This window comes from Leptothoe sp. EHU-05/26/07-4 (genome assembly GCF_043421015.1).
In the GTDB taxonomy this organism is placed as follows: Bacteria; Cyanobacteriota; Cyanobacteriia; order Phormidesmidales; family Phormidesmidaceae; genus Leptothoe; species Leptothoe turfae.
On record NZ_JAXSQV010000007.1, the window covers coordinates 1,254,074 to 1,266,328 of the forward strand.

The 12,255-nt window shown below is 48.8% G+C and carries 13 protein-coding genes; 7 read left to right on the forward strand and 6 right to left on the reverse strand.

Going from position 1 to position 12,255, the window contains the following annotated elements:
* Positions 1 to 13 precede the first annotated feature (13 nt).
* The 3 genes from U2F10_RS30060 to U2F10_RS30070 form a co-directional block, all read right to left on the reverse strand.
* Complete coding sequence (locus U2F10_RS30060) at positions 14 to 484, reverse strand: DUF2996 domain-containing protein (RefSeq protein ID WP_163664839.1); 471 nt, start codon at positions 482 to 484, stop codon at positions 14 to 16.
* Positions 485 to 609: 125 nt separating this feature from the next.
* The gene (gmd, locus tag U2F10_RS30065; RefSeq protein WP_163664840.1) at positions 610 to 1,674 is read right to left on the reverse strand and encodes a GDP-mannose 4,6-dehydratase; all 1,065 of its coding nucleotides are present in this window, start codon (positions 1,672 to 1,674) and stop codon (positions 610 to 612) included.
* 409 nt (positions 1,675 to 2,083) lie between these two features.
* Positions 2,084 to 2,368, reverse strand: coding sequence for a hypothetical protein (locus tag U2F10_RS30070; RefSeq protein WP_499874108.1), 285 nt, complete (start codon positions 2,366 to 2,368; stop codon positions 2,084 to 2,086).
* Positions 2,369 to 2,405: 37 nt separating this feature from the next.
* Between U2F10_RS30070 and U2F10_RS30075 the strand changes: the two genes are divergently transcribed.
* Entirely contained in the window at positions 2,406 to 2,984 is a 579-nt protein-coding gene (locus U2F10_RS30075) for a DUF924 family protein (RefSeq protein ID WP_499874109.1), read from the forward strand.
* Between the two features lie 75 nt (positions 2,985 to 3,059).
* Here U2F10_RS30075 and queF read toward each other — a convergent pair whose 3' ends face one another.
* A complete protein-coding gene (gene queF, locus U2F10_RS30080) occupies positions 3,060 to 3,479 on the reverse strand; it encodes a preQ(1) synthase (RefSeq protein WP_490794121.1) in 420 nt (139 codons plus the stop codon).
* 397 nt (positions 3,480 to 3,876) lie between these two features.
* Here queF and U2F10_RS30085 point away from each other — a divergent pair, with 397 nt between their 5' ends.
* The 3 genes from U2F10_RS30085 (at position 3,877) to U2F10_RS30095 (ending at position 6,169) form a co-directional block, all read left to right on the forward strand.
* Positions 3,877 to 4,380 (forward strand): hypothetical protein, encoded by a 504-nt coding sequence (locus U2F10_RS30085; RefSeq protein ID WP_163664847.1) that lies wholly within the window; start codon positions 3,877 to 3,879, stop codon positions 4,378 to 4,380.
* Between the two features lie 167 nt (positions 4,381 to 4,547).
* On the forward strand, positions 4,548 to 4,886 hold the full coding sequence (locus U2F10_RS30090) for a P-II family nitrogen regulator (RefSeq protein ID WP_006517973.1): 339 nt from the start codon (positions 4,548 to 4,550) through the stop codon (positions 4,884 to 4,886).
* Entirely contained in the window at positions 4,886 to 6,169 is a 1,284-nt protein-coding gene (locus tag U2F10_RS30095; RefSeq protein WP_499874110.1) for a bifunctional folylpolyglutamate synthase/dihydrofolate synthase, read from the forward strand. The genes U2F10_RS30090 and U2F10_RS30095 overlap by 1 nt, the downstream gene beginning before the upstream one ends.
* A 36-nt stretch (positions 6,170 to 6,205) precedes the next feature.
* Here the strand turns inward: U2F10_RS30095 and U2F10_RS30100 are convergent, their stop codons facing one another.
* Together U2F10_RS30100 and purT are read right to left on the reverse strand one after the other, a co-directional pair.
* On the reverse strand, positions 6,206 to 7,486 hold the full coding sequence (locus tag U2F10_RS30100; protein ID WP_163698583.1) for an ABC transporter substrate-binding protein: 1,281 nt from the start codon (positions 7,484 to 7,486) through the stop codon (positions 6,206 to 6,208).
* A gap of 267 nt (positions 7,487 to 7,753) precedes the next feature.
* The gene (gene purT, locus U2F10_RS30105; RefSeq protein WP_163698582.1) at positions 7,754 to 8,995 is read right to left on the reverse strand and encodes a formate-dependent phosphoribosylglycinamide formyltransferase; all 1,242 of its coding nucleotides are present in this window, start codon (positions 8,993 to 8,995) and stop codon (positions 7,754 to 7,756) included.
* Between the two features lie 521 nt (positions 8,996 to 9,516).
* Between purT and pilM the strand changes: the two genes are divergently transcribed.
* From pilM to U2F10_RS30120, 3 genes are read left to right on the forward strand one after another with little or no spacing between them, the layout of a single operon-like run.
* A complete protein-coding gene (gene pilM, locus U2F10_RS30110) occupies positions 9,517 to 10,620 on the forward strand; it encodes a type IV pilus assembly protein PilM (protein WP_163664855.1) in 1,104 nt (367 codons plus the stop codon).
* Positions 10,621 to 10,623: 3 nt separating this feature from the next.
* Positions 10,624 to 11,406 carry a PilN domain-containing protein gene (locus U2F10_RS30115; RefSeq protein ID WP_163664857.1) on the forward strand — a complete coding sequence of 261 codons (783 nt, stop codon included), beginning with the start codon at positions 10,624 to 10,626 and terminating at the stop codon, positions 11,404 to 11,406.
* Positions 11,406 to 12,218: a hypothetical protein gene (locus tag U2F10_RS30120; protein WP_163664859.1), complete on the forward strand. Its 813-nt coding sequence runs from the start codon at positions 11,406 to 11,408 to the stop codon at positions 12,216 to 12,218. The genes U2F10_RS30115 and U2F10_RS30120 overlap by 1 nt, the downstream gene beginning before the upstream one ends.
* Positions 12,219 to 12,255: the final 37 nt, after the last annotated feature.

Sequence of the window (12,255 nt, forward strand, 5' to 3'; positions counted from 1 at the left end):
GCCAATAAATTGGCTAATTGCCCTTTAACCACTTTTGGCCCCTAATGCGTTGCAGCACATACAACACCATGAGGTCCAGCGTAACTCGGCGCTCATCGCCCATAAACTGCTCGATGGTGCTGGGTGTCGCACCATTCGTCGCAAAGGAATAAATCTTAGGACCTGTAATGCTTTCCTCTAGGAAGGTGATATTGAACTGACGTGCACCTTTAGCCCAGCAACCAATAACCTGGGGATAGCTATCTTTATCCACACCGATTACGTTAATGGGCTGATTCTCAAAAGAAAGCTGTAAATCGTTAAGCCCCTCTTCTTTTTCGAGGGCCGTCCTAACAGCAGGTACAAAATGCTGCTCGATGAATTCAGCAAACGGTTTGTCTTCTAACTTAGGTGGCTTTGCTTTCTTAGCTTTTGCAGGGGCCTTAGCTGGCGCTTTGTCAGCGGAATTTGCCGCAGGGGCCTTAGGAGTCGACTCGTCTGCCATGCTTTTTGTCTGTTCTGTTAGTTTGCGCTTGGAGCATAGACCACACTCCAAACAAGGTCTTTCCTATATTAATAGAACGCCCCCATAGAAAACAGATTCTAAAAGGAGCGTTCATAGAGTGAAACCTAGGACATCACACCGGCAATAGCAGCACGTACCGTAGCGGCATCAGATTGCTTGCTGACGGGGTCTAGACCGATGGCTTCCAGGTCAGCATCCACCATCAGCTTGACTAGGCCTGAGAAGTCAATAGAAGGCTGCCAACCTAGCGTTTCCTGAGTGTGGGTAGGATCACCGATTAAAATATCGACCTCAGCAGGACGCAGATAGCGAGGGTCGAACTTGACGTAATCATGCCAGTCAAGGTTGACATAGTTGAATGCGATATCTAGAAACTCTTTAATGGTGTGAGTTTCACCAGTTGCTACAACATAGTCTCCAGGCTCATCTTGCTGCAGCATCAGCCACATGGCGCGAACATAATCCTTGGCATAACCCCAGTCTCGCTTGGAGTCTAGGTTGCCAAGGTAAAGCTCCTTTTGACGACCCGCGACAATCCGAGCCACGGCGCGGGTGATTTTGCGAGTGACAAATGTCTCGCCACGGCGAGGTGACTCATGGTTGAACAGGATGCCATTGCAGGCAAACATGTTGTATGACTCACGGTAGTTAACGGTTTGCCAGTGGGCATAAACCTTGGCACAGGCATAGGGACTGCGAGGATAGAAGGGCGTAGTTTCCTTCTGGGGAATGTCCTGAACTTTACCGAACATCTCAGAAGAGCCTGCTTGGTAAAAACGTACTTCTGAATCAGTACGCTGCTGATAGTCGCGAATGGCTTCCATCAAACGCAGAGCACCCATGGCGACTGTATCAACGGTATATTCTGGGGAATCAAAACTCACCCGCACGTGAGATTGAGCGCCGAGGTTATAGACTTCGTTAGGCTGAACTTGCTCTAAGATGCGCCGTAACATGGTGCCGTCATTGAGGTCTCCATAGTGGAGAAATAGACGGGCATCATCACTGTGAGGATCGATATAGATATGGTCAATACGGTCTGTATTGAATGTGGAGGTGCGACGAATAATGCCGTGTACCTCATAGCCTTTTTCTAATAGAAGTTCTGCAAGATAAGATCCATCCTGGCCTGTAATTCCAGTAATTAGCGCACGCTTAGTCTGCGTCATATTGTCAGCTTCCTTACTCTATAAAAAAATTGCTAGTAGATAGCCCTAATAACCAAATATTTGGTAATTGAGGAATGCATTCATAGTTGATAGGACTGCTAGGGTTCCAGAGGAGCCGTCGAATGAGCAGACTTTCAAACTATGAAAGCTTAAGATGAGGTACTTTAATGGGCTCAGTATGACAGTTAGCTAAGTTTAGCTATGACTGCCTGCTTAATCAGTGAGTTTAAAGATACCTTTACGTACTAGGCTGCCCACTTGGGCCTAGTCTGGCAGATATATTGTTATATTGGCATCTGCTGATGGTGGTTGGTCGCCACCTATGTTGATGGTAACCACCACGTTAACTTTAAATATCTGGGTATTAAATCAAGAGATTGTGAGGTGTTAGTAAGCGAGGCAAGGAGATTTATGCTCTGCGATCGCGTTCAATATCGTAAATTGCTTTTTCCCAACACCATTGTTCTGAGCGTTCAGGATTTTGCGATCGCACCCGCTGCACTAGTCGAGCTGCCACTGCCTGGTTACCATTAACGAGTCGCATCAATCGCTGGCGTGTTGCCCTAGGAACGCTAGATGGGCCGGTGGGTGAAGACGGTGCGGTAAATCGGATGGGCAATCGATATCCTGTCAACCAACAAAAAACTGCCACCACCAGCACCACAGCGAAGATGAGTGAAAAGATGGACGACATGATCGATTTCCCCCGAGTGTTACCTATCTAGAGATTGATGGACTCAGTCAACAGCGATACCCAAGCAGTCTTAGACTTTTGGTTTGGCTCACCAGTGGGTGAGTATCGCAAGCAGTGGTTTCGTAAAGATCCTGCCTTCGATAAACAGATCAAAACGCAGTTTCTAGACCTATATTGGGTCATGGTAGCGTCACCATCCGAACCTTGGTTGAAAATGGCTAAATCAAGCCTAGCCCGAATCATTGTGTTGGATCAGTTTGCCCGCAATATGTTTCGAGATACGCCCCAGAGTTTTGCAGCTGACCCTGAGGCTTTAGCGACTGCTGAAATGGCCATTGACCGGGGGTATGATGCAGCCATGCTGCCCGTAGAGCGTTTTTTCCTCTATTTGCCCTTTGAACATAGTGAGAACTTGGACCATCAGCATCGCTGTGTTGATTACTTTGAGGCCTTGATTCTCGATGCGCCGGACCTTGCCCATGGTTTGGATTATGCCCGACGTCACCGAGATGTCATCGCTCAGTTTGGGCGATTTCCCCATCGTAATCAGACCCTAGACCGACCGAATACCGAGGCTGAGTTAGATTTTCTCAAGCGGCCAGGATCTAGGTTTTAGATCAATGGCAGGGGACGTGAATTGAAAATTTCGTGTAGCGGCGTTCCATGGAATGCCGCTACACGAAATTTTGGCCTAAACCGTTATCGGTTTTTCGTAGCCAATTTCAACCGTGGTGTGTACGTTGCCACGGGGTTGAAAATCCCCCTTGATCTTGAACTTCAATGGATCGGCGGCAGCTATAAAGTCATCCATGATCTGGTTAATAGACTCTTCGTGAGAGATGTAGCGATCGCGATAACCATTGATGTAAAGCTTTATGGCTTTTAGTTCTACTACCTTTTCATTGGGCGTGTAGGTGATATAGATGGTTGCGAAGTCCGGATAGCCTGAGAATGGACATTTGCAGGTGAATTCCGGCAGCGTGATATTAACGTCATATTGTCGGCCAGGTCGCGGATTAGGGAACGTGATCAGATGGTTTTCCTCAATTGCCCGTTCGCCATATTTGATTTCTGCTGGAGGGGTAGCTTTGGGAAAGGTGGTGTCAGTCATGGCTGTGAAAGTTCTGAAAAAGAGTTGATGGTTTTGAAGAAGCAGGGTACAACTAGACGAGCAATGAAGTTGGTAATGGATAAACCGTTTCCAGGGGCGTTGATTGACCGCTAACAGGTGTGCTTCATTCCAAGGATTACATAGGTGGATTGATCAGTTTATCCCTGTCTGCCTTGTCTGACTATTTCAAAGAACTTAGAGCAAGTACTTGACGAATGACGTCGACGTTGCTCTAATTTGAACGTCCCGAACGGTCAGCTTCCCACCTGTTTTTAGATTTGCAGCTTGCAAGGCTTTATTTGGCAAACCGCATAGAGCAGCTGACTTGTATTTTTATCGGAGATTTTTGGAACTGCTTATGAATCCTTCCCACAATTCTGACTCAGGGAGAAAACCGATGAGATCAGACTCCAGCTATGCCCCTTCAGTACCCGTGTCGGTATACCGTGAGCTGGCAGCTGAGCTACAGGCCACTAAGGCAATGGTAGATTCATTGAGCGCCCAAAACACACACCTTACGAACCAGAATCATCTGTTGCGGCAGAACATTCATCAGATGGTACAGGTGGCTCTTCAACTGGGGCATTCTGCGGGTGTTGCTCATCCTGCTGAAGTGGAGATGACCTTCTCCTCGCCTCCACCGGCAGAGTTTCCTGTTCAGGCTGCGCCACAGCCCTTACAATCAGTTCCAGAACCTGCGCCTAAACCTCTTAAAAGACCTAAGGCGGCCCTATCTAAAGTTTTTACAGAACAGGCTGGGGAAAATCGTCGTTATACTCTTGAATCGTCAGCTAGCGGTAGTTTGAGTACCCTTTGGCTAATTCTCTCCATTGCCATCATTATTTTCACAGCGTTTGGAGCAGGCTTTTTGATTATGCGTCCGTTGATTAATGACCGTTAGTCAAAAACATCGCTTAGCCCAGGTTCTACTCTAAAATTGACTACGCAGCATATAGGTGACACCGTAACAATTGATACGGTAGTTTACCTGTGTGACCCTTTAAACGTTGATATCGTATGTTGGTCCAATTCTGTTGTTGGGCCGGTGTATGGAGTTTATAAATTCGTATGAAAAAAATAGAAGCCATCATTCGCCCGTTTAAACTTGACGAAGTCAAAATTGCACTTGTAAATGCAGGCGTTGTCGGGATGACAGTGTCTGAAGTTCGTGGGTTTGGTCGTCAGAAAGGTCAAACTGAGCGCTATCGGGGCTCAGAATATACCGTTGAGTTTTTGCAAAAACTCAAGGTGGAAATTGTGGTTGATGATGATCAGGTGGATGCCATTGTTGATCAGGTTATTTCGGCTGCTCGTACTGGTGAAATCGGTGATGGCAAAATTTTTGTTACGCCTGTGAATGAAGTCGTTCGTATTCGTACTGGCGAGAAAGATTCGGAAGCTGTTTAGTGTTCTCTGACAAGCTGTCAATTGACGATTTCCTGGCGAGCTTTGATCGCTTTGGTGTCAACCTTGGGCTATCCCGTATTGAGGTGCTTTTAGAATGTCTGGATAACCCTCAGGAGCGGGTGCCTATCGTTCATGTGGCCGGTACCAATGGCAAAGGTTCAGTCTGCGCCTATGTGGCATCGGTGCTGGCTGAGGCTGGTTATCGAGTAGGCCGCTATACATCGCCCCATTTGTTGACCTGGAACGAGCGTATTTGTATCAATCAGCAGCCGATTACTGATCAGGCGTTGGAGCACCATTTGCATGTGGTCGCTGCGACCATTGATGCAAATTTTTCCACACCGACATCAGAAACACCGACTCAATTTGAGGTTTTTACAGCGGCGGCCTGGTCCTATTTTGCGGCTGAGGCCGTGGATATTGCTGTGATTGAAGTGGGTTTGGGAGGGCGCTTGGATGCTACTAATGTGTGCTCTGAGCCTCTGGTAACGTCTGTTGTTTCTCTTAGTCGTGAGCATTGGCAGCGGCTGGGCCCTACCCTGGCTGATATCGCCAGAGAGAAGGCTGGTATCCTTAAGCAGGGGCGGCCAGTCGTGATGGGGCCTCTGCCTTCTGAGGCTGATGCCGTTGTCCGCCAGCGAGCGTTGGAACTGGGTTGCCCCCTGTACGAGGTAGCGCCTGCTGAATTAATGGCATCAGGGCAGTGGCGTAGTGGCTTAGGTCAGTCGATTGACTATCAGTCAGGGCTGTTGGGTGATCATCAGCGTGTGAATAGTGGAATTGCGATCGCAATTCTCCAGCTACTCCAACAGCAAGGCTGGCAGATCCCCACTACGGCCATCCAGACAGGCATGGCTGCAACTCGTTGGCCGGGACGTTTGCAATGGATGACCTGGCAGGGACAACAACTTTTAATTGACGGTGCCCATAATCCGGCGGCGGCCGCAATGTTGCGTCATTATGTAGATTCTCTTTCCCAGCCTGTTGTCTGGCTGATGGGAATGCTGTCTACTAAGGATCATAAGGATATTTTTGAAGTGTTGTTGCACCCAGGTGACACAGTATATATAGCGCCTGTACCAGGTCACCAAACAGCGGATCCAACAGATTTAGCAAAATTAGCTCAAGAAGTTTGTCCAGAGCTGTCCGGTTGTTATACCCACGACACCTTAGCTACTGGGCTGGATGCATTTTCAGCAGCAGATGGTGCGACCAAGGTTTTGTGTGGTTCTTTGTATTTAATTGGTGATTTTCTTGCCCGGTTTGGTACTGGGATGGCATAGGAGGATGGGCATTGCCCACCCTCCTCCGGGGAGTATCTATCGGTTATTCCATTCGTCCGCTGCATCTGAAACGGCCTCATCTACGGTTTTGTCGCCTAGCATGGCAGCCTGTAGGTTGTCATAAATGACCTTCTGCAACTTTTTCGCATCTTCAAGGGCTGGGATCAGCACCTCAGCATCTGCTAACTGGCTGGCACTGACGGCCCTCGCTACTTCTATGGGGGTAGCATCGGCAGGGGCTTGCGTCAAGGTGCCATCAATAGCCGCGGCTGTCGATGGCAGTACATTGGCCGCCTGAGCAAAAGATAGCTGATTGTCATTGTTGGTGACATACATGGCAAACTTTACCGCTGCCTCAGGCACATCGGTGGAGCGAGGGACCACCAGGTTCATAGCAGCCACGTTTTTCTTGCCAGTGGTGCCAGTGATTTGGGGCGCAGTCTGAGTGGCAGCGGCAATGTCGGGCGCGTTATTGGCAATATTGTCTAAGGCTTCTGCACCCGAGGCTAAAAAGACGGTTTCCCCTGCTTGATATAGCTCGATAGCGCGGCGATGGCCCTGGGTCAACACTTCGCGGGGCAACAAATCCTGCTGATAGAGATCGGTCCAATACTGAAAAACGGCTTTACCCTCAGGTGTATTGAAGGCGGCATTACCGGCGTCATCTACCAAGGGGACACCCATTTGGATAAACGACTGCAAAACATCAGCAGCATCTTCAGCCACAAAGCTAATAAAAAAGGCATATTTGCCCGTTGTCTCTTTGATTTGTTTAGCGGCATCCGCCAGTTCTGCATAGGTGCTGGGGGGCTCGTCAATGCCCGCTTGTTCCATCAGGTCAGTGTTGAAAAGGGTGACCCGAGTTGTTAAATACCAGGGAAATCCAAAGCTGCTGCCGTTGAGCGTTGTTGCTTTCCAAATCTTAGGCAGATAAACAGCTTGTTCCTCAGACGTGAGCTGCTCATCCAAGGGGAGCCAAGCATTTCGACTGGCTAACTGAGATGCAAAGTCAGGGTTGAGATTGACGACATCGGGGGCTGTTCCAGCAGAAACTGCAGTCAATATTTTGCTCTGCATGTCAGCCCAGGGCACATCTATCCAAACCACATCTACGTCTGGATTGGCTGTTTCAAAATCGGCAATTAACTGGTCAAAATAGTCGGTGAATTTGGGCTGAAGCTGCATCGTCCAAAATTCCACCTCCTGTTTGCCAGACTGTTCGTTACCTCCACCACAGCCTGCGATCGCAACTAAGACCCCAGCAGCGGCCCACGATGCCATGCGTGCTAAAAAGTGCCGACGTTGAAACAGTTTCATGATGGTTTTCTGTTTATCAAGGAAATTTATTGTTGCGCCTTTAAGGTACGAACAGATCAACCCAATGGGCCGCAGATAACGGCTTGAGGGACAACGCCATGCCAAGGATCCGCAACGACAGAAATTTTTTAGGGAGGTGTTCAGACACTTTAGACCAAGACGGTCTTAAGTGGTGGTTCGACTTCGCTCAGCACCCTGTCAATTTTCTCTAAGTTCGTGTATGTGAACCTTAGCCATGGGTGGCTGAGCAAAGTTGCATGCAGTCACCTAATGGACCCTCACCCGCTCTGCACATTCACAGGCACGGCTGCGGGCTTCCTCCACCGTATCGCCTAGGGCTAAAGCCACTCCCATGCGACGGTTCTTGTAAGCGCGAGGTTTTCCAAACAGCCGGAGCTTACTGGAGGGTACTGTGAGTGCCTCCGCTACCCCGGCAAACGTGGGGCTATTGCTAGGTTCACTGGCCAGAATCACCGCTGAGGCACCGGGACGAATTTGCTCAATGTCGCCAATGGGAAGGCCCGCAATTGCACGTACATGTAGCTCGAATTCGGACATGTTTTGGCTCACCATGGTGACCATGCCGGTGTCGTGGGGACGGGGACTGACTTCGCTAAAGTAAACGGTCTGTTCTTCGTTAGGGGAACCGGCAATGAACAATTCCACACCAAACAGGCCCACACCACCCAGCGCATCGGTAATCGCTTTAGCTATGTTTTGACATTTGGTGAGGGTTCTGGGGTTCAGGGCACAGGGTTGCCAGGATTCACGATAGTCGCCGTCTTGCTGGCGATGACCAATGGGGGGGCAAAAGTGAGTTGTGGGTTCAGCATGGGGGAGGTCGGGCTGGGACCGAATCGTCAGTAGTGTGATTTCGGTGTCAAACTTTACAAAACCTTCCACAATTACTCGCTGGTCTTTGCCGCGTCCGGCTTCAAAGGCATAGGTCCAGGCGCTGTCAATATCGGCATCCGTTTTGACAAGACTCTGTCCCTTCCCTGAGGAACTCATGACGGGTTTGACGACGCAGGGCAGTCCAATGGTTGCGATCGCATCTCGATAGTCCGATGCCGTTGCTGCAAACTGATAGGGCGATGTGGGTAACGCCAATTCCTCAGCTGCTAATCGCCGAATTCCCTCACGGTCCATGGTCAGACGCGTTGCCAGAGCTGTGGGAATAACTTTCCAGCCCTCTGCCTCTAGCTCAAGTAGTGTTTCCGTTGCAAGCGCTTCGACTTCCGGCACAATCAATGTTGGCTGTTCTTGTGCCACCACATGTTTGAGCGCCTTGCCGTCTAGCATGCTGAGGACATGGCTACGATGGGCCACCTGCATAGCAGGAGCGTTGGCATAGGCATCCACTGCAATCACCTCAATGCCCAAACGCATTGCTTCTAGAGCCACCTCGCGCCCCAGTTCTCCGGAACCCAATAACAGCAGACGGTGTCCGCTACCGGATAGAGGAGTTCCCCAGACATCATCTTCAGGGTGAATTGCCACTTTTGCCATGGTTGTTTGATAAAAATCCAACTTTTTTTTAGAAATCGTGTGATCAATTTAGCCAATTGCGTGTAATATCGCTCGTAAAAAATCACCTTCTTTCCCAGAGCATCTGTCTGTTGTTCTGATTAGGGGGTGATAAGCTGCCGATGTTCAAACTTAAATGCTGGACTGATGAAACATTCAATGTGATTAACAATCTGCAATGAAATGTTTTCAGGGGGCGTGAAGGCTGCCCAAGCTAAAACGTTTAATCATGGAGGCATCAATGGTAAAGCGGTTTTTTCTCCTCATCTATGACGGGAAAAATCTCAAATAAAAAAGTACGTTTTGTGAGTTTTTTAGGGCAGTATTGACACCAAACTCTGTATCTTTTGGCGATTGCTGGCTATTCCTGCACAAATTGTGTACGATGCGTTAGCAAAAAATCAGACCAAAAGTTTGGGCTCTATCTGACTCAAATTTTTAGGCGTCGCCTACTAGTTCAAATTGCTTTCCATAACCGGATAATTTTGTGACCGGATAATGCTGTGAATAGTTTAAAGTCACTATTTTCGAGGAAATCCCCTGGCGTTGGTGTTGAACTTACGCCCGAACGGGTCAATATTGCTCGCCTGCGCAAGCAGGGGCAAAAGATAAAGTTAGAAACTCTTGCCTCCGCTGAGATTCCCGAGGGCATTTTTGAAGAGGGGCAAATTATCGATATGGCAGCTATGGCTGAAGCCATTCGGACTGCTTTAACGGAAAGCAAGCTGAGGGTGAAACGGGCGACAACGGCTGTTCCTGGACGAGCAATCACACGGGTGATTCCAGTGCCAGCTGAGTTAGACGACAATGAACTCCGCGAGATGGTCCTTAATCAAGAGGCAAGTCTCTATCTGCCTTTCCCGCGAGAAGAAGCTGATGTTGACTATCAGAAACTAGGCTTTTTTGTCGATGAGGATGGCATCGAAAAAGTGCAAGTATTGCTGGTGGCGGTTAAGAAAGAGGTGACCGACACCTACATGGAAACCTTCCAGCAGGCTGGGCTCAATCTTGATGTCGTTGAAACGAGTAGTTTTGCTCTAATTCGTACTATTCGTGAGCAACTGCGACAATTTACTCCCCAAGAGGCTGCGGCTATCGTTGATATTCAGTTTGAAAGCACAGAAATTTCGATTGTTGTCGATGGTATTCCCCATTTTTCGCGAACAGTCCCCATTGGTACGTTCCAGATTCAAAGCGCTCTCAGCCGTGCTATGAACCTCCCACCAACGCGAAATACAGAGCTACTTCAGGGTATGACGGTACCGGCTACACCCATGGATAGTATGGGGGCTCCCCAAATGGCAGGAGGGACTAATCCCGGTACAGCTGCCATGTTAAGAGTATTGGGCGAACTCTCTGATGAACTACGTCGTTCCATTGACTTCTATCTCAATCAAGGTGAAGACATGGAAGTTGCTCAATTGTTATTGGCTGGACCTGGTAGCGCCATCGGTCAATTGGATGAGTTCTTTGCTCAACGTTTGAGTTTGCCAGCTAGCCCCATTGACCCCATTGAGGCTCTATCGCTAGAAGTGGGCGATGAGATTTCTGAGGCTCAGCGTCCTGGGTTGGCTACGGTTCTTGGCTTGGGTCTGCGGGAGGTTTAGGACATGTATAGCATCGATATTAATTTTCTCAATGATCGTGAAGAGCGCCCTGTAGTGGCTACCGGAGCGCCCATTGTTCGACAGCAACCCACTAGCGATCGCACCCCCATTGTTATTGGTGCAGGTGTCTTAGTTGCCGCTTTGGCTGGCGTCGGTGGCTTTTTAGGCTTACTGAAATATCAAGAATCAAACTTGCAAAAACGCCAGGCTGAACTAGACAGTCAACTGACAGAGCTACAAGCAAAGCTAGCTGAGGTTGATCGCATTAAGGCCGAGACTGCTGCCGCCCGTGACGAGAGTCGTGCCCTGGCCAGCGTGTTTACTAAAATTCGACCCTGGTCGGCTATTGTTAAAGACATTCAAAATCGCATCCCTACTCGGGCACAGCTCACCCAGGTGAGTCAAACCGAAGGTGAAGCCGTACCTGTTGAAGATGGAGGGGAGCCCGTCGTCCCTGAGGCTGGTGGCATCAGCATTAATGGTACAGCCTGTTCCTTTGATGATGTCAATGACTTTGTTCTGACCCTCAAAAATTCACCGTTTCTAGAAGGTGAAACAGTGGCCCTAACCACATCTAACCTGGGGTCAGAGGTTTTAGGCCGATGCCCAGGAGAAGCTCAACGGGATGAGCCTACACAGCTTGTCAATTACACAATTGCAGGCAATATCAAGAGTGTATCTACTGAACAATTTGATCGACTACTGGCTGAACTTGAAAATCAGCAAGCATCTGTAGGTCTTTCATCTAGGTTAAAAGCCCTTTTAGAGACAGGAGTGCTCGAATAATGACATTAAGCGGAGACTTTATACCAGCCGAAGATGAGCTGTATGATGAGCCGATAAACCCTGTCGTCTTTGGCATTGAGCTGACTCCCAAGGTTTTAGGGATTTTGGCTGCTCTGGCGGGCATTGGCTTAGCCATTTTTCTTTTCCAGCGCTTTGTTCAACCCGTTCGTCAAAGCAATCAAGAATTGCGAGAGGCTATTGCTGAGAAAGAGCAACAATTGGCTACTCAATCTGAACGCCTTGAAGAGATTGCCAAGCTAGAAGAAGCCCGAGATGTTGCGTTGGTTCAGCGGCGGAATGTCTATTCCTTGTTTGCAGATGAGTCCTCAATGGACACCCTGTTGTTAGACATTAACCAGCGCATCAAGAATAGTAATGCGACGATTGCCGCAGAACGTAATCAGATTAAGACCCGTGGCATTCCGCCGATTTTAGTTGAGGCTCAGCTAAACAGCTTCGTTCCCAGTGAGGAAGTTGTTATTGACGATGGCAGTTTGGGGGAAGAGGTGAATGGAAAACTGAAACGTCAGACCTATGACGTTCAGTTTTCAGGGGACTTTGGTCAAACTCAGGCAGTTTTGGGCAATGTTGAGCGATTAGAGCCTTTACTGTTGCTGAGGAATTTCTCCTTAGGTGCAGGACAGTTAGTAACTGAAACTGTTCTTAACAACCAGGGACAAGTGGTGGGGCAACCAAAACAGCGCATCAATACTTCCTTTGAGGTAAATGCGCTGATCCCAACGGGGGATCCGAATGTGCCGCCAGAAATTGCACCACCGCCGCCACCTGAGGGTGAAACCCCTGCGGAGTAGTAGATAGTCTCCGATCAGTGGATTGGTAAATCCTATC

Coding starts and splice junctions, on each gene's coding strand:
- U2F10_RS30090 (WP_006517973.1), top strand. CDS start 4,548: ATGAAAAAAATAGAAGCCATCATTCGCCCGTTTAAACTTGACGAAGTC.
- U2F10_RS30070 (WP_499874108.1), bottom strand. CDS start 2,368: ATGTCGTCCATCTTTTCACTCATCTTCGCTGTGGTGCTGGTGGTGGCA.
- U2F10_RS30120 (WP_163664859.1), top strand. CDS start 11,406: ATGACATTAAGCGGAGACTTTATACCAGCCGAAGATGAGCTGTATGAT.
- U2F10_RS30075 (WP_499874109.1), top strand. CDS start 2,406: ATGGACTCAGTCAACAGCGATACCCAAGCAGTCTTAGACTTTTGGTTT.
- U2F10_RS30085 (WP_163664847.1), top strand. CDS start 3,877: ATGAGATCAGACTCCAGCTATGCCCCTTCAGTACCCGTGTCGGTATAC.
- U2F10_RS30100 (WP_163698583.1), bottom strand. CDS start 7,486: ATGAAACTGTTTCAACGTCGGCACTTTTTAGCACGCATGGCATCGTGG.
- U2F10_RS30115 (WP_163664857.1), top strand. CDS start 10,624: ATGTATAGCATCGATATTAATTTTCTCAATGATCGTGAAGAGCGCCCT.
- queF (WP_490794121.1), bottom strand. CDS start 3,479: ATGACTGACACCACCTTTCCCAAAGCTACCCCTCCAGCAGAAATCAAA.
- gmd (WP_163664840.1), bottom strand. CDS start 1,674: ATGACGCAGACTAAGCGTGCGCTAATTACTGGAATTACAGGCCAGGAT.
- U2F10_RS30060 (WP_163664839.1), bottom strand. CDS start 484: ATGGCAGACGAGTCGACTCCTAAGGCCCCTGCGGCAAATTCCGCTGAC.
- purT (WP_163698582.1), bottom strand. CDS start 8,995: ATGGCAAAAGTGGCAATTCACCCTGAAGATGATGTCTGGGGAACTCCT.